Here is a 25,234-nt window from a genome sequence, read left to right as displayed (position 1 = left end):
CCAGCGGCTATGGGCGTTGAAAATGACTCGACTTCACCTGCTGCAGTCGCTCATAGACTTTCAGCAATTGTTGATGACGGTTAAAGGTCGCTAGAGATTCATCGTGACTGCCTAAATCATCAAACAACGCGACACCGGCAATCCAGCCCCGCACCCGCTGAATACGCGCCTCGCCATAAATGCGTGTAAAAACCGGCAGAAAATCTTCGAGATCACGGCTGCCATCCAGCTGGATAGACAAGAGCTGATGCAAACAACGGTATTGGGCCGCCAAATCCTGCGGAAGTTGGGCAAAACCCAAGACCCAATCACTGAGCTCCAACGCCAGCTCCAGATCATTTAAGGCCAGGGCCAAACGTAGCTTTAACTCCCCCACCCGCAAACTGGCCCAAACCGATTCAGGGTTGGGCACCAAGCCCAACAATTCAACCACTCGCTGCTGCTCATCAAAACTGCCTTCATCCAGGGCTTCAAGAAGATCGGCCAGTGCATCCGTTTCCAGATCCGGCAGCGCCAGAATTGCGGGGCGCAAGGTGGCTGCAGCATTATTGTTACGCCAGATCAACTCATCGACTGGATAGATCTCAGACATCCCAGGCACCACAATCCGACAGGTGTAGATCCCCAGATGCTCGTAATCGGCAATGTAGATATCCATATCCACACGATGAATACGGTGACAAAGCTCAGAAAACTCAGCCTGGGTGTCGCCCTCGATATTCCAGCGCGTGAAGGGATAGTCGGTTTTTGAGGACATCAGATCCCAGGCCACGAGGCCGCTGGAGTCGATAAAATGGGTTTCCAGATTGTGCGGATCGGCCACCTCTTCAATATCCAAGGTCGGCATAGGAAAATGATGCAACTGATCCAGCTCGCGCCCCTGCAGCAGTTCCGTTAAAGCACGCTCCAAGGCTACGGCAAACTTGGGGTGTGCACCAAAAGCCGCATAACACCCCCCGTCTTCAGGGTTAAACAAGATCACATTCACCAGTGGAAACTTCCCGCCTAGGGAAGCATCCCGCACCTCTAGGACAAACCCCTTGGCACGCAGTGCTCGCAAAGCGGCTTTGACACGCGGATGCTTGGCAATTTCCGATTCTGGAATCAGTGGCAGACTAATGCCCGATGAAAGAATCGTATTCTTGATGTGGCGTTCAAAGATTTCCGACAGCGCCTGAACCCGCGCTTCCCAAAGACTATTGCCCGAGGCCATGCCATTACTGACATAGAGGTTACCGAGGATATTTACGGGAAACCAAACCGTTGCACCGCTGCGTTGCTGCACAAAAGGTAGGGCACAGATACCGCGCTCGGCATAACCTGAGTTCAGATCCACCAGTTGATCCAGTGTCATCTCATTGTGCAGGTCATAATGATTACGCGTTGCTTCATCGAGCAAGCCTTCCGGCCAATGATTGGCGGTCAGAGGAAACCAGCGCTCTTGCGGATAGTGCACAAACTCACTTTGCGCGATCTTAGTGCCGAGAAAATAATCAGAGAAGAAGTAGTTTGTTGCCAGACGTTCAATAAACTCACCCAGCGCACTGGCAAGCGCCGCATCACGACTGCTTCCCTTGCCATGAGAAAAAAGCAGCGAACAATTTCGATCCTGGAGATGCACAGACCAGACATGCGGCACGGGGTTTAGGCAACTCACCTCTTCCAGATCAAACCCCAAGGCTTTTAAGCTTTGATTCATCCGCACCAGAGACTCTTCGAGGGGTGCATCCTTACCTAGCAACTGTGTCATCTCTTTTCACCTCGCCCACTCTCGCCGCCCTCTGAAAGCGTTTTTTCTACTCTCGGAGCCGCTGCATCTTATTGATTGGTCAAAGATTATACTCTAGTCGCAAAAGACAGGAAAATTTAAATTTATTTCTGCAAGAGTGTTGACGAGCTTCCAGCGGCTCATTAATATACGCGGCCTGAGTTGAGCAGTTCCCTGATAGCTCAGTCGGTAGAGCAGTAGACTGTTAATCTATTGGTCGCAGGTTCGAGTCCTGCTCGGGGAGCCAACTCAAAGTGACGAAAGTCATACAATATGTTCGGAGTGTAGCGCAGTTTGGTAGCGCATCTGGTTTGGGACCAGAGGGTCGGGGGTTCGAATCCCTCCACTCCGACCACTTCTAAAAAATTCCGCTTTAAACTTTATCCAGCATACCTGCTAGTTAAATTTCCAATTTTTATTTCCCTTACTGAAATCCTCATTCTTTACTCTATTCATTTCGTTTCACCGCCTTCTGCCCTGCAGAATTCATGCCCGAGTTAGAAGAGCGCGCTCATCACAAAAATAAATAGGAACAGATGGCTACTGCGGCGATCACCGCTACCACGTCAGCCGTTAGTGCCGCCGCTAGGGTATGGCGCAGACGTTTAATCTGTACGGCACCGAAATAGACCGCCAACACATAAAAAGTGGTTTCCGTTGAACCCTGCAAGGTCGTGACCAGATAACCTATATAGGTATCCGGCCCACTGGCGGGATCTTGGATAATGGAGGCCATCACACCGTACGCGCCCGAGCCCGACAAAGGCCTTAACAGCGCCATGGGCAAAGCTTCCGCAGGCAAACCTAGAGGTTCAGTCCAGCGCCCAAGTAACGCCACCATAATGTCCAACGCCCCACTGGCTCGGAACATCCCCACGGCCACCAAAATCGCCACCAGATAAGGAATGATCCTTAAGGCAACCTGGAAACCATCCTTAGCCCCCTCCACAAACACCTCGTAGATCGCGACACCGCGCAACCAACCAAACAGCAAAAATCCCAACATCAAACCCGGCATAATCCAGGGTGAAATCGACTGCCCATAAAGAATCATCAAGGGAATAATCGACATAAAAGCCAGCAGCACCAAAATGCCTACCCAAGCCGGATAAGGGGGTAAATCCGCCATCGCCTGTACTGTTTTGTCTTCAGTAGACACTTCCACCCAAGGCCGTTGTAGGGTGAGCGCTTGGGGATCTGGGTGGACCGGAAAAAAACGGCGCAGCAATAAAGCCGCGGAGATGGCCGCCGCAGTGGCACAGGCGGTGGCAAAGAGCGTAGTCGGCAAAATCGCTGCTGGATCACCCGAACCTGCGGCAGCACGCAAAGCGATGACCCCTGTAGGCAGCAAAGTAATACCGGAGGTGTTAATCGCCAGAAAAAGAGCCATCGAGTTGGTGGCTGTCCCCGGTTGCGGATTGAGCTTATCCAGCTCCTGCATAGCACGGATACCAAAAGGGGTTGCCGCATTCCCCAAACCCAGAGCGTTAGCCGACATATTTAGAATCATGGCCCCCATCGCCGGATGATTAGGGGGGACTTCTGGGAAAAGGCGCACCATCAGCGGGCGAATCAAACGCGCGATAATATTCAGCAAACCTCCGGCTTCCGCCACTTTCATCAGACCCAGAAAGAGCGTCATCACGCCGACCAACCCCAGAGCCAACTCGACCGCACCGGATGCCGAAGAGATCATGCCGGAAGACAGCGCCTCCATCGGACTGGGGAGATCCGAACCCGCCTCATAGTTCAACTCACGCCAAGCCGCGACCAAAAAGGCGATCAGTACGATTGCAAAGAAAATTCCATTCATCTGATTAAGACACTAGCCAAACCCATGCCAAGCCTGGCCTGACACCAATAGATTAAAATTAACTATAGATATAACAAAACCTATAATTCTGGACGAGGCTGAACTGAACGTGTATAAAGTTCCGGCTAAAGATCAACTTTTGTCGAACGACTTTAGGTTTAGGCTTCATGTAAATCCCCGCCTTAAGCAACGCGCTTAAACGAGGTTTACCCTGAATGCCGCTGCATTATTCACACGTTTACCCTTCTGGAGCAAGCCGTCATCATGAGTCTTTTGTGGATTCCTCTCTTGCCTGCGCTTGGCGTATTCGCACCCTTGATTGCTGAGCGTTTTGGACGCACAGCCTGTGCTTGGGCAACGGCCGCAGCACCTGCCCTCGCGCTTTTACTCTTACTTCTGAATGCGCCCGCTGTGTTTCGGGGAGAAACCCTGTTCAGCTCACTCAGTTGGATTCCACAACTCGGGCTGGATCTCTCTTTCCGCCTAGACGGCTTGGCATTTCTCTTCGCCTTGCTGATTCTGGGCATTGGCCTGCTGATTATCCTCTATGCCCGCTATTACCTCTCGTCTAAGGATTCAATGAGCACTTTTTATGCTTACTTGATTCTATTTATGACGGCGATGCTGGGGATCGTCTTATCCAACAATTTGATTCAGTTGTGGATGTTCTGGGAACTCACCAGCATCAGCTCTTTCCTCTTGATCAGTTTCTGGCACGGTAAAACCGAAGGTCGCAAGGGTGCACGTATGGCACTTACCGTCACCGGCGCGGGCGGTCTCGCCCTACTTGCAGGCCTGATTCTGATCGGCAAGATGGTCGGCAGTTATGATCTGGAGGTGGTGCTGCAAAACGGTGATCTGATCCGTGAGCATGCGGCTTATCCTATTGCCTTAACGCTTGTACTGCTGGGTGCTTTTACCAAATCGGCACAGTTCCCTTTCCACTTCTGGCTGCCGCACGCCATGGCGGCGCCCACTCCCGTTTCGGCTTATCTGCACTCTGCCACCATGGTCAAAGCGGGGATCTTTCTGCTCGCGCGTTTTTATCCGGCCCTTTCCGGCACCGAGCTGTGGTTTATCATTGTCAGTATGGCGGGGCTTGCCACACTCTTGATCGGCGCTTATACCGCGCTGTTTAAACATGACTTAAAAGGTTTGCTGGCCTACTCAACCGTCAGCCATCTGGGCTTAATCACTCTGTTGCTGGGTATGGATACGCAGCTGGCGGCCGTGGCGGCTATTTTCCACATCATCAACCATGCAACCTTTAAAGCCTCTTTATTCATGGCTGCCGGGATTATTGATCATGAATCCGGCACCCGTGATATGCGCCGACTCAACGGTCTCTGGCACTTTATGCCACATACCGCGACTCTGGCGATGGTCGCCGCTGCGTCTATGGCCGGTGTCCCTTTGCTCAATGGTTTTCTGTCGAAAGAGATGTTCTTCGCTGAAACCCTGCATCAGCACACACTCGGCTCTCTTTCTTGGATGATTCCGGTTCTGGCGACCCTCGCCGCGATTTTCTCAGTGGCCTATTCTCTGCGTTTTATCCACGATGTGTTCTTTAATGGACAACCGATCGATCTGCCGAAAACCCCGCATGAGCCACCACGTTACATGAAAGTACCGATCGAAATTCTGGTCGGACTTTGCCTCCTGGTCGGTATTTTCCCGGGCTTTATTGTCGGCGGACTTTTGAATGCGGCGGTGATGGCCGTCCTTCCCGGACAAGTGCCGGAGTATTCCCTGTCGATTTGGCATGGAATTAATCTGCCACTGATCATGAGTGTTGTGGCGATAGTGTTTGGTGTGGTGATTTATCACAACCGTCGCAAACTATTTAAATTTCAGAGCCAATTCCCAGAAACCGATGCCAAACTGGTCTTTGAAGGCTTGATGCAAGCACTGGTCAAAATCAGTCAGCGGGTGCATGGTTTCTTTGAAAACCACTCTTTACAGCGTTATATGTTCTCGCTCTTGATGCTGTTGTTGATCTTTGCCGGTGTGCCTCTGCTGGATCTGTTGAATACTGCCGGTCAACGCCCACAACTGCCGATCGATAGTTTGACGCTCATTATGGCAGCCCTGTTGGTGCTGTCCGCCATCGCCACGGTGATCTGGCATCGTAAACGCTTTATTTCATTGCTGACACTCTCGGTTGTTGGCTTGATCGTCTCAGTGGCGTTTGCTTACTTCTCGGCACCGGACTTAGCACTGACTCAGCTCTCCGTTGAGGTGGTCACTGTCATCCTGTTGATGCTAGCACTCTTCTTTTTGCCACAATCCACGCCAAAAGAATCCAGCCCTACCCGTGTAGCACGTGATTTAGGCGTGGCGGCGATTATCGGCGGCATCATTGGCACGATTAACTACGCCATGATCACGCGTCCGCACAGCAGCATTGCTGAGTTTTTCTTGGAAAACAGTAAGCCCGGCGGTGGCGGCACAAACGTGGTCAACGTTATCCTCGTCGACTTCCGTGGTTTTGATACCTTTGGAGAGATTCTAGTTCTGGGGATTGCGGCACTGGGGATCTTTAAACTGATCAACCGCATGAAGGTGTTTATGCCTTCTGGCGACAGTAATGGAATTAACTGGACACAAGACAGCCACCCGATGATTTTGCGAACTGTCTCGCAAAGTTTGCTGCCTCTGGCACTTCTGGTATCGGCTTATATCTTCCTGCGTGGCCACAATATGCCCGGCGGTGGTTTTATTGCCGGTTTGATTACGGCCGTGGCGATTATCCTGCAGTACATTGCGCATGGGGTGGATTGGATTAAACCGCGTTTGCGCATCCATTATCAGTGGGCTATCGCCACCGGGGTGTTGATTGCGGCGCTCACAGGTATGGGCAGCTGGCTGTTTAACCGTCCTTTCTTAACCAGTTGGTTTGATTATTTCACTCTGCCTCTCGTCGGTGAGTTTGAACTGGCAAGCGCCCTGGCCTTTGATCTGGGTGTGTATATCACCGTGGTGGCCGCAACACTCTTGATCTTAGCGAACCTGGGCAAACTCACGACCACTCACAGACCTACCATGAAGGAGAATGACTGATGGAAGCGCTCTATGCTTTTTGTGTCGGCATCTTGACCACCTGCGGGGTGTTTTTAGTACTGCGCAGCCGTACCTTTCCTGTGGTGGTTGGACTCACGCTCCTCAGCTATGCGGTCAACCTTTTCCTCTTTTCCTCAGGACGTTTGGCGATCAACTCTGCTGCCGTGATCGGCGCCAATCCGACTTACAGTGATCCGCTGCCACAAGCACTGGTACTCACCGCCATCGTGATCGGTTTTGCCATGACCGCGTTTGTTGTCATTCTGGCCATGCGTGGCCGTGGCGACCTGGGTAACGATCATGTGGATGGCCGTATTCCTGAATACTCCTCTCTCAGTGACAAGGAGAAGCCGTAATGTCACATCTGGCAATACTGCCTTTTCTGCTACCGATTATTTCCGGTTTGCTATTAATGCTGCCTCCTTTACAGAACAGCATTCAGCGGCAACGTATTTTCTCTGTTGCTTCAGGCGTCGTCCTGGTGATCGCCAGTGCTTGGCTACTGGCCGTCACCGCCGAACAGGGCACACAACTCTACGCGCTGGGGAACTGGCAGGCACCTTATGGCATCGTCTTAGTCGTAGATCCTCTGGCCAGTTTACTCTTACTGCTGACCTCGATTCTGTGCTTGGCGGTTCTGATGTATGCCTGCGCTGGGGAAGACCAAACCGGCATGTATTATCACACCCTGATTCTGCTACTGGTGGCGGGTGTGAACGGCGCCTTTATGACTGGAGATCTGTTTAACCTCTTTGTCTGCTTTGAGATCTTGCTCATCGCCTCTTATGCGCTGCTGATTCATGGCGGTGGCAAACAGAAAACCCAGGCGAGTTTGCATTATGTGATTTTAAACCTGGTCGGCTCCAGCATCTTCCTGTTTGCTTTGGGTATGCTCTACGCTACGCTCGGCACCCTCAACATTGCCGATATGGCGCGACGCCTACATCAGTTGCCAAGTGATGATCTTATCCTGGTGCAGGCTGCCGGCATGATGCTGTTGATCGTTTTTGGTCTGAAATCCGCGATGCTGCCCCTCCACTTCTGGTTAGCACGCACCTACTCTTCTGCAAGCGCTCCAGTGGCGGCCATGTTCGCCATCATGACCAAGGTCGGGATCTACAGTATTTTCCGTGTGCACACGGTGATTTTTGGAGAACATGCCGGCGAGCTAGCCAACATGGCACAGAGTTGGCTCTGGCCGATTGCCTTGTTAACACTTGCGCTCGGCTCTATCGGCGCGCTCGCCAGTGCGAACTTGAGATTACTCACCGCTAATATGGTGATCGTTTCCGTCGGCACCCTTTTGATCGGAGCAGCCTTAGGCCGTGCCGATGCCAGTGCTGCGGCTTTTTATTATCTCCTGCATACCACCCTGGTGTCCGCAGCCATGTTCCTGATTGCTGACCTGGTCGCACGCCAACGCGGTAAAGCCGGCGATCGATTTGTCGCGGCACGCTGTATGCGCCAGCGCGATCTATTGGGCGGTCTTTACTTTATCGCCGCTATTGCTATGGTCGGCATGCCGCCACTCTCAGGATTTATTGGCAAAGCGCTATTGCTGCAAGCGGCGCAGACTTTCGCAGAGATGGTGTGGATCTGGCCGGTGCTACTGATCGCCAGCTTGTTTGGAATTATTGCCCTCTCACGTGCCGGTACAACACTGTTTTGGCGCGTCAGCGGCCAGTGTAACGGTGAAGGGGATAAAGCCGCTTCCATTCAGATTTTGGCAATCGTGCTGCTGCTGGCCTGCTCCCCTCTGCTGACGCTATTTGCCGGTCCCATCACGGACTATGCCCGCCAAGCAGCCGATGTCCTACACGATCCGGCCTTGTCTGTTGATGCCCTTTTACCTTCTTTGTCTTTAGGAGCTGAATAAGATGCTGGCGAAACCGCGCTTTCGTTTCTTGCCGATGCCTTATCACAGCATTCTGCTGTTTGTGACTTGGCTACTGTTAAACAACACGCTAGCTCCTGGACACTTAGTGCTGGGGGCTTTTCTGGCGTTGGGTATTCCACTGCTCACCTCAGGACTCAGCAAACCACAACCGGCCTTACACAAGCCCTTTAAGACCATGCGTTATGCGATGATGGTGTTAGGGGATATTGTCACGGCTAATATTGAAGTGGCGATTCAGGTTGTAGGACCGTTAAAAAATCTTAACCCCGCATTTGTCGCGGTGCCCTTGGATATTGAGGGGGAACTGCCGATTACACTTCTGGCCAGCACCGTATCTTTAACACCCGGCACGGTTTCCGCTGAGGTCTCAGCTTGTCATAAGGTGCTGTATGTTCATGCCCTGACCCATACCTCAGAAGATGAGATCATCCGCAAAATCAAAGAGCGCTACGAAGCCCCCCTGATGGAGATTTTTTCATGCTAGCCTGGACCGTTATTTTAGTCAGCATCATGGTAACCATCGCGCTAATTCTGAATCTCTGGCGTTTATTTGCAGGGCCGGATCTACCGGATCGCATCCTGGCGCTGGATACCATGTATATCAACAGTATTGCTCTGATCATCCTGCTCGGACTCTGGCTCAGCTCAACGCTCTATTTTGAAGCTGCTTTGCTAATTGCCATGCTCGGATTTGTCAGTACCGCTGCACTGTGTAAGTACCTGTTGCGCGGCGACATTATTGAATAAGCCATAAGGATCAAGTATGTCTTTTTTACTGGAACTGATTGTTTCCATCTTTCTATTGATCGGCGGTGTTTTTATTCTGGTCGGCTCGATCGGTTTGATGCGCCTACCCGATTTTTTTATGCGCTTACATGCTCCGACTAAAGCCACCACTCTAGGTATGGGAGGGCTGTTGATTGCTTCCATGCTGCTGTTCAGCGTTCGCGAGCCTGGTATCAGCGTCCATGAGTTGCTCATCACGCTTTTCCTGTTCATTACAGCACCGGTCAGTGCTCACATGATGGCCAAAACCGCCTTGCATCAGAAAATGAAGATGATTGAACGTACGGAAGGCCAAGCACTAGCTGCGCGCGCACGCAAACAGCAAGCAGCTCATCTCGAAGCGGATAAATAAGCTCTGCACGCAATGGCATCTACGGATGCCTGAAGAGATGCGTTTAACGCCAGGCAGAAATCGCCGCTATGCCCTGCGCACCGGCAAGCTGTGCTTGCTCGCAATCCTGCAAGCGCATCCCGCCTAAGGCATACACAGGTAACTGAGCTTCAGCCACCCAACGTTGAAAAGTTGGCCAGCCCAGTGGAGAGGTATCAGGATGGCTGGCTGTCGCTGCCACAGGGGATAGTAGGGCAAAATGACACCCACGCGCTTGAGCTAACTGCAACTCCTCAGGGGAATGGCAAGACGCGCTGATCCAACGCCCACTAAACTGGGCGGATTGGGTGAGCTCGGCTAAACGCCAAGACGTTAGATGCCAGGCTTCAGCACACAAAGACTCTGCCATTTGCAAAGAGTGATTCACCGCTAAACAGGCCCCCGCCGCCTGACAACTCGGCAATAAAACCTGATACAAGTCTCGATATTCAGCATCACTAAGCTGATGACCCCGCAAAATCACCCAACGTACACCCTGTTGCAAGGCTTTCTGCACCTGTTCAGGCACTGTCTCTACATTGGAAGGCGTAATCAGTAGACGTTGTGGCAGCTGAACGGCCGTCACGATGGGACGGTTAGCTGCGGGAAAAGCATAGGTATTGAGCTGGTCTGGACTGACCCAACGAATCGGCTGCCCTTCTCGCCCTTGAGCCGAGCCGCTAAAGCTAAGCACCTGCCAAACATCCAGCAAGACATGACGATCAGGATAGTGAAAGGGAACTTGTATCAGTGGCTGCGCCGCTTTGACCTGAATCCCAAGTTCCTCTTCCAGCTCACGCCCCAGCGCCTGCTCCAGCGTTTCACCCGCTTCCACCTTGCCGCCGGGGAACTCCCAAAGACCGCCCTGGTGTTGATGTTGAGCGCGCTGGGCGATCAGGATACGTCCTTGCGCATCACGGATCACCGCAACGGCGACATGCAGAAGTTTCATGCCAAAGTGCTCAGGCGCTTAGGAGCGGTATTCCGCATTTATGGTGACATAGTCGTGAGAAAGATCCGTGGTCCAAACACGCTCGACCACTTGGCCACGATTCAGATGCACACGAATCATCAGAGATTCACGATCCATGACGGCCTGACCCAGCTCTTCACGATAATCTGCTGAGCGTGCGCCATCGGTCACGATACGCACATCATCCAACCAGATCTGCACGTCACTCACATCTAAATTTTCAACGCCGGCACGGCCGACACAGGCGAGAATTCGGCCCCAATTGGGATCACAAGCAAAGAGCGCGGTCTTCACCAAAGGAGAGTGTGCGATGGTATAGGCCACCTTCAATGCTTCTTCAACATTGGCAGCGGCCTCGACACGCACTTCAACAAACTTGGTCGCGCCTTCACCATCCTTAACGATTGCATGCGCCAAACCCAACATCACCTCATCCAGAGCCGCAACAAAGCGTTCCATGAGAATCGGATCCAGATCTGACACTTCAACGCCACTGGCACCGGTTGCAACCAGGACACAGGCATCATTGGTTGAGGTATCACCATCGACCGTAATACGATTAAAAGAACGCTCCGTCGCTTCACTGAGCAAACGCTGCAATAACAGTGCGTCCACCTGAGCATCGGTCGCGACATAACCCAACATGGTTGCCATGTTCGGCATGATCATACCGGCCCCTTTGGAGATGCCCGTCAAAGTCAGGGTCTGGCCTTGATACTCAAACTGAACACTGCAACCCTTGGGGCGGGTATCGGTGGTCATAATCCCTTCAGCCGCTTGCGCCCAGTGGTTCTCATCCAGATCCGCGATGGCCGAATCTAAACCCGCCAGAATTTTATCCACAGGCAGAGGCTCACCGATCACACCGGTCGAAAAAGGAATAATGGACTCCGCATCCACACGCATCTTTTCTGCCAAGCCCTGGCAGCAGCGCAAGGCATCCGCCAAACCCTGCTCGCCAGTTCCAGCATTGGCATTCCCCGTATTCACCAGCAGATAACGCGGCAAGGCACCGGTTTCCAGATGGCGGCGCGCCAGAACAACTGGTGCGGCGCAAAACTGATTGCGAGTAAACACACCCGCTAGGGTTGCTCCCACCGGCACTTCCATAATCACCAAATCTTTGCGACCTGGCTTTTTGATGCCGGCACTGCCAATCCCTAAACGAAAACCACGAACTGGATGCAAGTTCAACGGAGTATTTGCGCCAACCGCCATGATGAGTCCTCAGATTTTACCGTGACATTGTTTGTATTTTTTACCCGAACCACAGGGGCAGGGCTCATTGCGACCCACTTTAGGCAGATCTCGAACAAAAGGCTCGCTCTTGTTCTCTTCAGTCATTTCACCTTGCTCAGCGATTTCATCCTGCAGCGCACTGCTCTGTGAGTGCTCAAAATTCATCTGCTGACGTTCCGCGGCTTCACGACGTTGCTGCTCCATCGCTTCCACTTCTTCAGGCTGACGCACCTTGACGTGGCAAAGAATTTTCACCACATCTTTTTTGATGTTTGCCAGTAGATTCTGGAAGAGTGCAAAGGCTTCACGCTTGTATTCTTGTTTCGGGTTTTTCTGGGCATAACCGCGTAGATGAATGCCCTGTCGCAGCAGATCCATCGTTTGCAAATGTTCTTTCCAAAGGTTGTCGAGCACCTGCAACATCACCTGCTTTTCAAAGATGCGGATGGTCGGAGCGCCAACTAGGCGTTCTTTTTCCGCATATTGTTCCACGATGGCATCACGAATACGCTGACGCAGCGGCTCTTCGTGTAGATGTTTATCTTCATCTAACCATTGCTGGATCGGCAGCTCGATCGCGAATTCGGCCTGCAACGCTTGCTCCAAACCCGGAATATCCCAAGTTTCAGATAAGGATTGAGGTGGAATAAAGTCGTTGAGCGTATCTTCAATCACTTCATCACGCACGGCATTGATGGTTTCCGAGATATCCTCAGTCGCCATCAGCTCATTGCGTTGATCATAGATCACACTACGCTGATCGTTCGCAACATCATCGTACTCCAAAAGGTTTTTACGGATATCAAAGTTGCGGCCTTCCACCTTACGCTGAGCTTTTTCAATGGCGTTACTCACCATCTTATGCTCAATCGCCTCACCCTGCTCCATACCCAGTGCTTGCATAAATTGACGCACGCGGTCGGACGCAAAGATGCGCATTAAATCATCTTCCATCGACAGGAAGAAGCGCGAAGAACCGGCATCGCCTTGACGACCCGCACGACCACGCAGCTGATTGTCGATACGACGCGACTCATGACGTTCAGTGCCAATAATATGCAAACCACCGGCTGCCAGCACGGCATCATGACGCGCTTGCCAATCCGCTTTCACGGCTTCGATCTGTTCAGGTGTAGGATTCTCCAGTGCCGCCAACTCTGCTTCTAGCTTGCCGCCAAGCATAATATCGGTCCCACGACCGGCCATATTCGTCGCAATGGTAATGGCACCAGGACGCCCTGCATCGGCAATGATCGCCGCTTCACGTCCATGATTTTTTGCGTTGAGTACATTGTGAGGAATTTTTTCCTTCATCAACATTTTCGACAGCAGCTCTGAAGACTCAACAGAAGCGGTTCCCACCAACACGGGGCGCTTCTGCTCCTGACAATGGCGAATCTCTTTGACGATCGCTTGATATTTTTCTGGAATGGTCAGGTACACCAGATCGTTATAATCGATACGCTGAACCGGACGGTTAGTCGGAATCACCACCACATCCAGGCCATAGATCTGACGTAACTCAAAGGCTTCTGTATCGGCGGTTCCGGTCATACCGGAGAGTTTGTTATACAAACGGAAGTAATTCTGGAAGGTGGTTGAGGCCAAAGTCTGGCTCTCTAGCTGAATTTTCACCCCTTCTTTCGCTTCTACCGCTTGATGCAGACCTTCAGACCAACGGCGGCCTGGCATAATACGTCCGGTATGTTCATCTACAATCACCACCTGACCGTTCTGAACGATATAGTCCTTATCACGCTGGAATAGATAATGGGCACGCAATGCCGCCAGGACATGGTGCAGGAGTGTGAGATTATTCGGCGCATAGAGGCTCTCACCTTCTCCAAGCAACCCCTCTTCCATCAGCTTTTCTTCAATCAGCTGATGTCCGGCTTCGGTCAGCTCAACGGTGCGGTTCTTTTCATCCACCACAAAATGTTCTTCGATGATTTGAGTATCGTCTTTCACATCGATCTCACCAAAGAACTGTTTCAGCGCCGGGATCAGGGTGTTGATTCTGGCATACATCTGCGAGCTGTCTTCCGCTGGCCCAGAGATGATCAAAGGTGTCCGCGCCTCATCGATGAGAATAGAGTCCACCTCATCCACGATTGCGTAGTTAAAACCGCGCTGCACCTTTTCATCTAAGCTGAAGGCCATATTGTCGCGCAGGTAATCAAAACCAAATTCGTTATTGGTACCGTAGGTGATATCACAGGCATAAGCATCACGCTTAGTGAATGGATCTTGGCCGGACAAAATGACGCCCACACTCAAGCCAAGCGCCTCATACAAGGGACGCATCCACTCAGCATCACGACTGGCAAGATAATCGTTGACGGTGACAACATGCACCCCTTTTCCGGTTAAAGCATTCAGGTAGGCGGGTAGGGTTGCCACCAGGGTTTTACCTTCCCCGGTTTTCATCTCAGCGACCTTGCCTTCATGCAGGGTCATACCACCGATCATCTGCACATCAAAATGACGCATACCCATCACGCGGCGTGATGCTTCACGCACCGTCGCAAAGGCTTCGGGCAACAACTTATCCAGGCTCTCTCCGCCTTGGACACGCTCACGATAACGCTCAGTCAGCGCTTTTAAGGCCTCATCACTTAGGCCTTCCAAGCCCGCTTCCAGTGCATTGATATCTCGAACCAAACGGCGCATACGTTTGAGTACACGCTCGTTTTTACTTCCAAAAACCTTTTTCAACAGTGATGTGAGCATAGTTCAACATTAACCCTGTATATAAATGAGGCGCTCTGCGCAGCGCGCTTTTTAGAGCGGAATTCTACCTTAGTTTGGGGCGACTGCCGAATTTTAAAGCCTAACTTGTACCCCAGACATAAAAAAACCGGGCAGTCCCGGTTTTTAACACTTAAGCATCTGTCTACAGCCTAGACTAGGCTTAAACAGCCAAGGCCATTTGATAGGCCACCGGCAGATCAGCTTCGGCTGCATCATCAAACGTGACGATTTCATAAGCATCTTCAGTGCTTAATAACTGACGTAACAACATGTTGTTCAGCTGATGACCGGATTTGTAGCCATAGTACTCACCGATAATCCCTTTACCCATCAGGTAAAGATCACCTACCGCATCCAGAATCTTGTGTTTGACAAACTCATTCTCATAACGCAATCCATCTTCGTTCAGAATTTTCGAGTCATCCACCACGATCGCATTTTCAAAATTCCCGCCCAGCGCCAAATTTTGTGAGCGCAGAAACTCAATATCCCGCATAAAACCGAAGGTACGTGCTCGACTCACCTCTTTTACAAACGAAGTAGAAGAGAAGTCCAAGGCCGCCTCAAGATGGCGATCAGAGAAAGCCGGATGGTCAAACTCGATACGAAAGCCCACTTTGAAGCCTTCGTAAGGTCGGAAGCTGGCAAACTTATCACCAACTTCAACTCGAATTTCTTTTTTGATGCGTACAAACTCTTTCGCTGCGTCCTGCTCTTCAATGCCTGCAGACTGAATCAAGAAGACAAAGGGCGCGGCACTGCCGTCCATAATCGGTACTTCTTCCGCATTTAACTCAATGATCGCATTATCGATGCCAAGACCCGCTAAAGCGGACATCAAATGCTCAACGGTGCCAACACGTGCACCACTGACGGTTAAGTTCGTAGACAGCATAGTGTCGGTGACATGGGTCGCCCAAGCCGGAATATCCACCGCAGGCTCTAGATCCGTACGACGAAAGACAATTCCTGTGTTGGCGGGAGCAGGCAGAAGGGTTAGAAAGACTTTTTTACCAGAGTGCAAGCCGATGCCGGTTGCTTTGATACTGTTCTTGAGAGTACGTTGCCTGATCATCCAGTCCTGCCGCTATCGCTTGCAAAAATTAAATGAGAATGATAACAGAGTTGACTACTTTCAAGCAATCAACCCTGTTTCAGGCAAGTCTATGACCTTAGTCGGCTTGGCGACGTAAGAAGGTCGGAATATCTAAATCACCGTAGTCGCGGTCACTCTTACGCAGACTCGTCTCGCGCTCACGCACTTCGGGCTTATCGACCAAGGCTTCCTGTTTCTGACGACGTAGAATATTCGGTAGTTCGATCTGCTCAAGTGCGACTTCTGTTTCGGCAGGACGCGCTTTCGGATTCGAGGCCACGACACGGACTTCAGGCTCTTTCACTCGATCTAAGCCTGTTGCCACCACAGTGACTTTCAGCTCATCTCCCAACTGTGGATCGATCACCGTGCCGACCACAATCGTGGCATCTTCAGCCGCGCACTCTTCAACAATCAGGCCCACTTCATTGAACTCACCCAGACTGAGATCTTCACCGGCAGCAATATTCACCAGGATGCCGCGTGCACCCTTCAGATCGATATCTTCGAGCAGAGGACTGGAAATAGCGGCTTCCGCAGCTTCCTGGGCACGGTTATCCCCGCGAGCGATACCTGTCCCCATCATGGCCATGCCCATTTCAGACATCACTGTTTTCACGTCGGCAAAGTCAACGTTGATCATGCCGGGGCGCGTAATCAGATCGGCAATACCCTGCACAGCGCCTTTCAGAACATCGTTTGCAGCATTAAATGCATTGATCAGGCTGCAATTTTTACCCAAAACCTGCATCAGTTTTTCGTTCGGGATGATGATCAAGGAATCCACGGAATCACGCAGTTCACGAATTCCCTGATCCGCGACCGTCATCCGCTTACGGCCTTCAAAACGGAAAGGACGTGTGACCACTGCCACCGTCAAAATCCCCATCTCTTTAGCAATCTCAGCCACAATCGGTGCCGCACCCGTACCCGTACCACCCCCCATACCGGCTGTAATAAAAACCATATCCGCACCGCGCAGAGATTCTGCGATACGCTCACGGTCTTCTAAGGCAGCCTGACGACCGATTTCAGGATTCGCACCGGCACCTAAACCCTTGGTCATGCCACCACCGATATGCAAAGCCGTACGCGCGGCCATACGATCGAGAGCCTGAGCATCGGTATTGGCACAGATGAACTCGACACCGCTGAGGTCATAATCCACCATATGCTGGACCGCGTTGCCACCGCCGCCACCGACACCAATCACTTTGATCACGGCTTCTTGTGGCAGACTATCTATCAATTCAAACATGCTACTCTCCCCCTTTCCATCGGCCTCTACTTACCTTCCGGCACGAATGGAACTCTGTTTTAAAATTAAAAATTACCTTTCAGCCAGGCTTTCACACGCCCCAGAAGACTGGGAAGCTTAGGCGGCTGCTGTTCAAGTCTTTTTTCACGCATCTCAGGCACTACGTCTTTCGCCGTGGGTTTCTGCTCCGCTTTTGCATAATGCAACAATCCTATTCCGGTGGCGTAAATCGGATTCTGAAGTAACGACTCCATACCACGCACACCTTGAGGCACCGCCAAACGCACAGGCATATGAAAAATTTCCTCTGCCAGTTCAACAGCACCTTCCATTTTTGAGGTCCCCCCGGTCAGGACAATGCCCGCGGCGACCAAATCTTCATATCCGGAGCGGCGTAATTCGGCCTGAACCAGAGTAAACAGCTCTTCATAACGTGGCTCGACCACTTCAGCCAGGGATTGACGCGATAAATCGCGTGCAGGACGATCCCCTACACTTGGCACCTTAATGGTTTCATCTGGACGCGCCAGCTGAGCTAAGGCACAGGCATATTTGATTTTGATCTTTTCCGCATGCTGTGAAGGCGTACGCAGGGCCATGGCAATATCATTGGTCACCTGATCACCGGCAATTGGGATCACCGCTGTATGGCGAATGGAACCCTCTGTAAAGACCGCAATATCCGTGGTGCCGCCACCTATATCCACGATACATACGCCCAATGCCTTCTCATCTTCAGTCAGTACGGCATAACTGGAGGCCAGCTGTTCCAAAACGATGGCATCCACATCTAGACCGCAACGACGAATACATTTGTCGATGTTCTGGATGGCATTACTCGCGCCCGTGACTAAATGGACTTTGGCTTCGAGGCGCACGCCGGACATCCCGAGCGGCTCTTTAATTCCCTCTTGATTGTCGATCAGATACTCCTGCGGCAAGATATGCAGGATGCGCTGATCGGCAGGAATCGCGACAGCGCGAGCTGCATCAATGACACGCTCAAGATCATAATCCGACACTTCACGATCCCGCACGGCGACAATCCCGTGAGAATTCAAACTGCTGATATGACTACCGGCAATCCCCACGGTGACCGAGTGGATTTTACAACCCGCCATCAATTCGGCTTCTTCTACCGCACGCTGAATAGCGTTGACGGTGGATTCAATGTTGACCACCACGCCACGCTTCATACCGCTTGCCGGTTGTGAGCCGACGCCCACTATTTCAATACTGCCGTCGGCGTTGATCTCGCCCACCAGACACACCACTTTTGAGGTGCCAATATCCAGCGCAACAATCATGCTGCTGTCGTGGGTTCCTTGTTTAACCTGCATTATCCTGCCTCTCTTCGGCCCGCCAGCGCACGGCAGCACCGTTGGTATATCGAATATCTATCTGTTCAATTTTGTCTGCATGCTGACTTAACTCAGCTTGATATAAACGCACAAAACGACGCAATCGCGGCATGATCTGCTCACGCCCGACGACGACTTGAATGCCATTTTCCAACTCCAGCGTCCAGGCACCACGGCCCTCCAGAGATAAGCCTTGCAAACGCAATCCTGCTGGAGATAAAAGTCGACTTAAATCATGGTATTGCTGCATGACGGCACGCGTTTCATGTGCCGGTCCATTCAAGCGCGGCAAATCGCTATATTCTGGCTTGAGTTCGGGCCAAAAGATATCTCCCTGATGATTTAAAAGTCCAACATCTCCCCAACGGGCAACGGGCACCTCTTCGGTCACCATCACCTCAATCGCCGCCGGCCAGCGCCGTTGCACACTGGCCGAGTGCACCCAAGGATTGGACAGTGCCTGTTCATGCAGTGGATCTATGTTCAGCGAGAGAATAGGACTCACCACTAAACCGGCTAACTGCTGCGCTAACTCCTGACTATCGAGGTGTCGGGTTTGCCCTTGGATGCGCACTTCATGCACTGGCTGATCTAGCCAATCCACCAGAGCGCTGGCTGCCGAGCTAAACAAGCCAACAAAAATTGCCAGAAGCGTTAACCAAATCACCGGTCGCCACAGGGCATCAGATTCAGCCGCAAAGGGTTCAGCCGCAATCTGTGGACGTGAAGCCCCGCGTGCAGGCGCTGCAACAGGGGGTTCAGGTGCTTTTAACCAAGGCAGCGACAGGTTCATTTTAAGACTCCGAATCCATCAAAGAGGTGCGAATCAAGGTCACCACTAACTGCTCAAAACCCATGCCAGCCTGTCTGGCCGCCATAGGCACCAGGCTGTGGTCGGTCATACCGGGCAGAGTATTCACTTCCAGTAGGTAAAAATGACCCTGCTGATCCATCATCACATCTACACGTCCCCAACCACGGCAACCTACTGCGGCAAAAGCACCTTCACACAAACGCTTTAAGGCTTCACGCTGTGCTGAGCTGAGTCCATCTTCAAACAGGTAACGTGTATCAGCTGCTTCGTATTTCGCATTAAAGTCATAAAAATCATGGCTAGTTTCCAAGCGAATCACCGGTAGTGCTGCACCATTCAAAATAGCCACGGTAAATTCCGCCCCGGAGATCCAGGCCTCTGCGATGACCAAATGATCGTACTCAACCGCTTGTGCATAGGCGGCACGCAACTCTTCTGTGTTGCGCACACGGCTCATACCAATACTGGAGCCTTCATGCACAGGTTTGACCATCATCGGGAAGCCCAAGCGGGCGGCCACAGCATCCAGATCCGTTGTCTCAGTCAAGACTTCAAATGCGGGAGTAGGGAAACCAGCACCCATCCACAACTGTTTGCAGCGCAACTTATCCATACCCAGCGCGGACGCCGCAACACCACTGCCCGTGTAGGGCTTTTGCATCATTTCCAACAAGCCTTGGAGCGTGCCATCCTCACCGCCACGACCGTGCGTGACTAAAAAAGCACGATCAAACTCGGCTGCCAACAACTGCGCGACGGGGTCTGCACCCTCCGCACAGAGATCAATCGCAAACGCATCAACGCCCGCAGCGAGTAATCCTTTCAAGACCTCTTGACCACTGCGCAATGAGATGGCGCGTTCGGCAGAACGCCCTCCCATTAACACGGCAACACGCCCTAATTCAGCCGCTTCCTGTTGAGAGATGGGGATAGAGATCATTCAACTTCTCCTTCACGCGTCAGGTTTAGGCCACGGAGTTGATGAGCCAAAGCCGTGATATCACCTGCTCCTTGAGTCAACAGCAGATCACCTGGACGCAATAATGTTTTCAGTAATTCAGGAATGGCATCACTCTTCTCAGCAAAAACCGGCTCCACGCCACGCTGACGAATACTACGACACAGACTGCGCGTATCGGCCCCTGGAATTGGTGCTTCACCGGCCGCATAAACCTCCATCATGATCAGGAGATCCACCTCCGCCAAGACCTGGACAAAGTCGTCATAGAGATCACGCGTACGCGTATAACGATGCGGTTGATAAATCATCACTAAACGCCGTCCTGGCCAACCATCACGCACGGCTTGAATCACGGCTTTCACCTCACGCGGGTGGTGGCCATAGTCATCCACAAGCGTGACCGCACCCTCAGCCACCGCCACTTCACCTAACACCTGAAAGCGACGACCCACACCCTGGAAACGCTGTAATGCACGGCAGATGGCGGCATCCGCGACCCCCTCATCGGTTGCCACCGCGATGCACGCCAGGGCGTTCAACACGTTATGACGGCCCGGCATATTGAGGGTCACCTCCAGTGCCGGAGCATCACCGGGACGCAAAACTTTAAAATGGCTTTGCATCCCCTCTTGACGTATCTCCACAGCACGATAGTCTGCACCTTCATGGAAACCATAGGTCAGCACCGGACGGCTGATCTCTGGCAAAATCTCAGCCACCACCGGATCATCCGTGCACACCACCGCCAGACCGTAAAAAGGCAGGTTATGGAGGAAATTAATGAAGGTCTGCTTGAGCTTGTTAAAGTCACCTTCATAGGTGTCCATATGGTCAGCATCGATATTGGTGACGATGGCGACCATAGGTTGTAAATGCAAAAAGGAAGCATCTGATTCGTCAGCTTCTGCCACCAGATAACGACTGCCGCCCAACTGGGCATTAGTCCCGGCACTATTCAGACGCCCCCCGATCACAAACGTCGGATCGAGATCGGCTTCCGCTAGCATCGACGCTAATAAGCTGGTGGTGGTGGTTTTACCATGTGTCCCGGCCACCGCAATCCCGTGACGATAACGCATCAGTTCGGCCAACATCTCAGCACGGCGGACAATGGGAATACGCCGCTCACGTGCGGCCAGCAACTCCGGATTGTTGGCGGTCACCGCTGTCGAAATCACCACCACATCGGCACGACTGACATGCTCTGCAGCATGACCGATGGACACTTGCGCGCCCAGCTGTTGCAGACGATCGGTCACCACTGACGCTTTCATATCCGAACCGCTGATACTATACCCTTGATTCAACAAGACTTCGGCGATACCACACATACCCACGCCACCAATACCGATGAAGTGTATGGCACGAATACGGCGCATCTCTGGCACTTCATACACTTGGGTGGATCGGCTTGGACGGCCTGTTTGTTCAAGCAACTGGCTCATTGCATTACCTCGATGCAGGCATCCGCGAGGGCTTGACTGGCCTGCGGCTGACCTTGACTGCGTGCTTTTTGTGCCATATCCAGCAACAATGCACGGTCATTAAATTTTGTGAACAATGCCGCCAAAGATTCGGCATTTAAATCGCTTTGTGGCACCAGCTCAGCCGCTCCCGCCTGCTGCAGAAAACGGGCATTGGCCGTTTGATGATCGTCTACGGCATGTGGGAAAGGCACTAAGATAGACGCCACCCCCGCAATCGCCAGTTCGCTGACGGTCAGAGCACCGGATCGACACACCACCAAATCCGCCCAGGCTAGGGCTTGATCCATCTCTTCGATAAAAGGCACAACACGCGCAGTCAGGTTTAACTCGGCATAGCGCTGCTCTGTGGGCGCATGATGCGCAATCCCCGTCTGATGCCACACCTGTGGTCGCGTTGCTTCGGGTAATAAGGCTAACGCCTGAGGCACGCATTGATTGATCGCCTGTGCCCCTAAACTGCCTCCCACCACCAAAACACGCAAAGGCCCACTGCGCTCAGCAAAACGCTGTTCAGGAGCGGGCAACTCTAAGATAGGACCACGCACAGGGTTACCAATCGTTTGCGCCAACGGCAGCTCGGCAAAAGCACTGGGAAACGCCTGATAGACGCGCTGTGCAAAACGTGCCAGTGTTTTATTCGTCATGCCTGGATAGGCATTCTGCTCATGAATAAGCACCGGAATACCTAGAGACCAAGCCGCCAAGCCCCCTGGACCGGACGCAAAGCCGCCCATACCCAGCACAGCCTGAGGTTGTACCTGTTTTAAAATCTTACGTGCCTGCCAGGTCGCTCGTAGTAAATTCAAAGGTGCCGTGAGTAAGCGCAACACGCCCTTGCCTCTAAGGCCCTGCACTTGAATACAATGCAGTGGGATCTTGGCCGCCGGCACCACACGTGCTTCGATCCCTCGCTCAGTGCCGAGCCATTCGATGCGCACGCCCTGCGCACGCAATAGATCGGCCGTCGCCAAAGCGGGATAAACATGCCCCCCGGTTCCACCGGCCATGATCAATAAGGTTTTGCCTGATGTCGCGCTCATCGCACTCTCCTTTGCGAAGACGACAAGGCCTCTAGCTGTGCACGCTTCACTTCAAAATCGATGCGCAAAATAATGCCGATCATCATCGCAGAGGCCAACAAACTACTGCCGCCATAACTTAATAGAGGTAGGGTCAAGCCTTTGGTGGGCAGCGCCCCAACGTTCACACCTATGTTGATCAGCGCTTGTCCTGCGAAGATAAAACCAAAGCCATAACAGACATAGGCTTTGAAGAAGTGATTCAACTTCTCAGCTCCACGCCCGATGAGGAAAATGCGACTGACCAGCAGTATATACACCGCAATAATCAGCACAGCACCGATCAGACCTAACTCTTCCGACAAGATGGAATAGATAAAGTCGGTGTGCGCTTCCGGTAGATAAAAAAGCTTTTGAATACTGTTGCCCAAGCCTGTGCCAAACCACTCCCCGCGTCCAAAAGCGATCTGTGCTTGCGACAACTGATAGCCGGCACCAAAAGGATCGGCCCAAGGATCTTGGAAGGAGCGCAAACGCTGCATACGGTAAGGCTGGAAAATCGCCATAAAATAGGCCAGAACTCCGGCCACGGAGATCACCGTCACAAACTGAAAGATACGCATACCACCGAGGAAGATCATCCCCATCACAGTTCCCATCAGAACCACTGTGGCACCAAAGTCAGGCTGGATAATCAGCAGACCGACATAGAGTGCTAAGGGTAAGGCCGGCTTCAAGATTCCAACCCAACCACTGCGAACTTCCGACAAGCGGCGCACCAGATATCCGCTCATAAAGAGCACTAAACAGATTTTGGCCAGCTCTGAGGTTTGTAAATTAAAGATCCCGGCGTTAATCCAGCGCCGACTACCATTCACCTCACGACCAATGCCCGGCACATACACTAAGAGCAGCAGGAAGAGTCCGATCAGTAAGAGATAAGCGCTGTAACGTTCCAATAAGTGCGTTGGAATGCGCGACATAAAAACCACGGCCGCCATGGCTAAACCGACAAAAATCCCGTGGCGGATCATGAAATAAAAAGGTGAGCCAAAATCACGCGCTGCCACATCCATGGAGGCGGAGGAAATCATGACAAAACCGATCAGCATTAACGACAAGGCACTCAGTGCCAAATAACCATCAAAGGGCATACGTCCTTGCGGCAAATCTAATGCAGAAGGCCAAACACCTTGCAAACTCAGTTTTGAGAGCATGCGGCCTCCTTCAAACAGGCTTCCACACAGGCGGCAAACACCTCACCACGCTGTGCATAACCACTGAACATATCAAAGCTGGCACAGGCCGGTGACAGCAACACAACGTCTCCAGCTTGGGCTAAGGCGTGCGCTTGTGCGACGGCAGCTTGCATTGAATCCACAAAATATAAGGGCAAGCCGGCCAGATCTTCGGCAATGATGGGTGCATCTTGTCCCAAGAGAATCACGGCACGGGCAAAGGTCTGTAGCGGCGTGCGTAACTCAACAAAGCGTTGATCTTTGGCAACACCGCCGAGTATGACAAGCAAACGTCCTTGTTCTGTCAGTTCCGACCCTAAACCTTGAATCGCGGCTAGAGTGGCTCCGACATTGGTGCCTTTAGAATCATTGATCCAGGTGACCCCCTCTGCTGCAGCTACCCACTGGCAACGATGAGGTAAGCCTGAAAACTGCCGCAGAGCCTCCAGCATTGCTTGACGTGGCAACTTCACTGCCTCACCCAGCGCCAGAGCGGCGAGTGCATTGGCGAGGTTATGCTGACCTTGAATACGCAATTCCGTGGCAGGCATCAGGGTTTCTAAACCTTTCGCCAAATACAACACACCGGCTTCTTCACGCACCCCCCACTGCCCGAGATCGGGTGTCTGTAAGCCAAAGGACTGGGCGCGCATACCCACAGCAATAAGTGGCTGGGTCAGGGCATCATCACGGTTAAAAATTGCCTGTTCACAGCCACGATAAATTCGGTGTTTGGCTAAGTAATAGGCCTGAATAGAGTCGTAACGATCCAGATGATCCGGGCTAATGTTTAAGACCGTTGCCGCTTTAGCGCGTAACAGATGAGTAGTTTCCAGCTGGAAACTCGACAATTCCAGCACATACAGATCCGCTGGGCCGGTTTGCAAGAGATCCAAGACCGGTACCCCTATATTCCCCCCCACCCCAACACGAATACCGGCCGCCTTAGCCATCTCTCCCACTAGCGTGGTAACCGTGCTTTTGGCATTCGATCCCGTGATCGCCACAATCGGGGCGGTCACTTCTGCACAGAAAAGATCAATATCTCCCAGTACTTGAGCACCGGCGGACTCAGCCGCTTGAATGGCCGGTTCGGCACGCGCTACACCCGGACTGAGTATTAAGCTGCGCGCACGACTGAGGAAATCCGCTTGCAGAGGACCACAACGTAATTCAACTTCTGGAAATTCGCGACGAAAAAGATCCGCTAAAGGAGGTTCGGCACGCGTATCCACCACTGCAAAAGGCCAACCCTTAGCCGCCAGAAAACGCGCACAGGACAACCCAGTCTGCCCAAGACCGATGATAATGCGTTGTGAGTCTGTCGCAATCAGTGCCAACTT

The 25,234-nt window shown here is 52.3% G+C and carries 20 protein-coding genes and 2 tRNA genes; 8 read left to right on the top strand and 14 right to left on the bottom strand.

Annotated features, from left to right (window positions below):
• Positions 1-7 precede the first annotated feature (7 nt).
• Complete coding sequence (ycaO, locus tag E1H14_RS11405; RefSeq protein ID WP_149391601.1) at positions 8-1,750, bottom strand: 30S ribosomal protein S12 methylthiotransferase accessory factor YcaO; 1,743 nt, start codon at positions 1,748-1,750, stop codon at positions 8-10.
• A 189-nt stretch (positions 1,751-1,939) separates the two neighbouring features.
• Between ycaO and E1H14_RS11400 the strand changes: the two genes are divergently transcribed.
• A tRNA-Asn gene (locus E1H14_RS11400) sits at positions 1,940-2,015 on the top strand.
• A 31-nt stretch (positions 2,016-2,046) separates the two neighbouring features.
• A tRNA-Pro gene (locus tag E1H14_RS11395) sits at positions 2,047-2,123 on the top strand.
• 159 nt (positions 2,124-2,282) lie between these two features.
• Here the strand turns inward: E1H14_RS11395 and E1H14_RS11390 are convergent.
• Positions 2,283-3,581 carry a nucleoside recognition domain-containing protein gene (locus E1H14_RS11390; protein WP_149391600.1) on the bottom strand — a complete coding sequence of 433 codons (1,299 nt, stop codon included), beginning with the start codon at positions 3,579-3,581 and terminating at the stop codon, positions 2,283-2,285.
• Between the two features lie 264 nt (positions 3,582-3,845).
• Between E1H14_RS11390 and E1H14_RS11385 the strand changes: the two genes are divergently transcribed.
• The 6 genes from E1H14_RS11385 to E1H14_RS11360 are packed head-to-tail and all read left to right on the top strand — an operon-like array spanning position 3,846 to position 9,676.
• On the top strand, positions 3,846-6,641 hold the full coding sequence (locus E1H14_RS11385; protein WP_200834096.1) for a monovalent cation/H+ antiporter subunit A: 2,796 nt from the start codon (positions 3,846-3,848) through the stop codon (positions 6,639-6,641).
• Positions 6,641-6,997 (top strand): Na+/H+ antiporter subunit C, encoded by a 357-nt coding sequence (locus tag E1H14_RS11380; RefSeq protein ID WP_149391598.1) that lies wholly within the window; start codon positions 6,641-6,643, stop codon positions 6,995-6,997. The genes E1H14_RS11385 and E1H14_RS11380 overlap by 1 nt, the downstream gene beginning before the upstream one ends.
• Positions 6,997-8,517, top strand: a complete 1,521-nt coding sequence (locus E1H14_RS11375) for a monovalent cation/H+ antiporter subunit D (RefSeq protein WP_149391597.1) — start codon at positions 6,997-6,999, stop codon at positions 8,515-8,517. Before E1H14_RS11380 ends, E1H14_RS11375 begins: the two co-directional genes overlap by 1 nt.
• Before the next feature lies 1 nt (position 8,518).
• On the top strand, positions 8,519-9,022 hold the full coding sequence (locus tag E1H14_RS11370) for a Na+/H+ antiporter subunit E (protein WP_149391596.1): 504 nt from the start codon (positions 8,519-8,521) through the stop codon (positions 9,020-9,022).
• Positions 9,016-9,285, top strand: coding sequence for a K+/H+ antiporter subunit F (locus E1H14_RS11365; RefSeq protein WP_149391595.1), 270 nt, complete (start codon positions 9,016-9,018; stop codon positions 9,283-9,285). The genes E1H14_RS11370 and E1H14_RS11365 overlap by 7 nt, the downstream gene beginning before the upstream one ends.
• Positions 9,286-9,301: 16 nt before the next feature.
• Positions 9,302-9,676 carry a Na+/H+ antiporter subunit G gene (locus E1H14_RS11360; RefSeq protein WP_149391594.1) on the top strand — a complete coding sequence of 125 codons (375 nt, stop codon included), beginning with the start codon at positions 9,302-9,304 and terminating at the stop codon, positions 9,674-9,676.
• A gap of 43 nt (positions 9,677-9,719) precedes the next feature.
• On the opposite strand, the gene E1H14_RS11355 is transcribed toward E1H14_RS11360, so the two are convergent.
• The 12 genes from E1H14_RS11355 to murD form a co-directional block, all read right to left on the bottom strand.
• On the bottom strand, positions 9,720-10,646 hold the full coding sequence (locus E1H14_RS11355; protein ID WP_149391593.1) for a Nudix family hydrolase: 927 nt from the start codon (positions 10,644-10,646) through the stop codon (positions 9,720-9,722).
• Positions 10,647-10,664: 18 nt separating this feature from the next.
• Entirely contained in the window at positions 10,665-11,885 is a 1,221-nt protein-coding gene (argJ, locus tag E1H14_RS11350; RefSeq protein ID WP_149391592.1) for a bifunctional glutamate N-acetyltransferase/amino-acid acetyltransferase ArgJ, read from the bottom strand.
• Between the two features lie 9 nt (positions 11,886-11,894).
• On the bottom strand, positions 11,895-14,636 hold the full coding sequence (gene secA / locus E1H14_RS11345) for a preprotein translocase subunit SecA (protein ID WP_149391591.1): 2,742 nt from the start codon (positions 14,634-14,636) through the stop codon (positions 11,895-11,897).
• A gap of 181 nt (positions 14,637-14,817) precedes the next feature.
• A complete protein-coding gene (gene lpxC / locus E1H14_RS11340; RefSeq protein ID WP_149391590.1) occupies positions 14,818-15,732 on the bottom strand; it encodes a UDP-3-O-acyl-N-acetylglucosamine deacetylase in 915 nt (304 codons plus the stop codon).
• Between the two features lie 97 nt (positions 15,733-15,829).
• Positions 15,830-17,011: a cell division protein FtsZ gene (gene ftsZ / locus E1H14_RS11335; RefSeq protein WP_149391589.1), complete on the bottom strand. Its 1,182-nt coding sequence runs from the start codon at positions 17,009-17,011 to the stop codon at positions 15,830-15,832.
• A 65-nt stretch (positions 17,012-17,076) separates the two neighbouring features.
• Positions 17,077-18,351 (bottom strand): cell division protein FtsA, encoded by a 1,275-nt coding sequence (gene ftsA / locus E1H14_RS11330; RefSeq protein ID WP_149391588.1) that lies wholly within the window; start codon positions 18,349-18,351, stop codon positions 17,077-17,079.
• Complete coding sequence (locus E1H14_RS11325) at positions 18,341-19,165, bottom strand: cell division protein FtsQ/DivIB (protein WP_149391587.1); 825 nt, start codon at positions 19,163-19,165, stop codon at positions 18,341-18,343. Before E1H14_RS11325 ends, ftsA begins: the two co-directional genes overlap by 11 nt.
• A gap of 1 nt (position 19,166) precedes the next feature.
• The gene (locus tag E1H14_RS11320) at positions 19,167-20,126 is read right to left on the bottom strand and encodes a D-alanine--D-alanine ligase (RefSeq protein ID WP_149391586.1); all 960 of its coding nucleotides are present in this window, start codon (positions 20,124-20,126) and stop codon (positions 19,167-19,169) included.
• Positions 20,123-21,592: a UDP-N-acetylmuramate--L-alanine ligase gene (gene murC / locus E1H14_RS11315; protein ID WP_149391585.1), complete on the bottom strand. Its 1,470-nt coding sequence runs from the start codon at positions 21,590-21,592 to the stop codon at positions 20,123-20,125. Before murC ends, E1H14_RS11320 begins: the two co-directional genes overlap by 4 nt.
• Positions 21,589-22,674, bottom strand: a complete 1,086-nt coding sequence (murG, locus tag E1H14_RS11310) for an undecaprenyldiphospho-muramoylpentapeptide beta-N-acetylglucosaminyltransferase (protein ID WP_149391584.1) — start codon at positions 22,672-22,674, stop codon at positions 21,589-21,591. Before murG ends, murC begins: the two co-directional genes overlap by 4 nt.
• Positions 22,671-23,870, bottom strand: a complete 1,200-nt coding sequence (ftsW, locus tag E1H14_RS11305) for a putative lipid II flippase FtsW (RefSeq protein WP_149391583.1) — start codon at positions 23,868-23,870, stop codon at positions 22,671-22,673. The genes murG and ftsW overlap by 4 nt, the downstream gene beginning before the upstream one ends.
• Positions 23,855-25,231 (bottom strand): UDP-N-acetylmuramoyl-L-alanine--D-glutamate ligase, encoded by a 1,377-nt coding sequence (gene murD / locus E1H14_RS11300; protein WP_149391582.1) that lies wholly within the window; start codon positions 25,229-25,231, stop codon positions 23,855-23,857. Before murD ends, ftsW begins: the two co-directional genes overlap by 16 nt.
• Positions 25,232-25,234: the final 3 nt, after the last annotated feature.

Source organism: Nitrincola tapanii (assembly GCF_008368715.1).
Lineage (GTDB): Bacteria > Pseudomonadota > Gammaproteobacteria > Pseudomonadales > Balneatricaceae > Nitrincola > Nitrincola tapanii.
The sequence above is the reverse complement of the archived record's forward strand: the minus strand, read 5'-3'. Positions and strand labels throughout refer to the sequence as shown.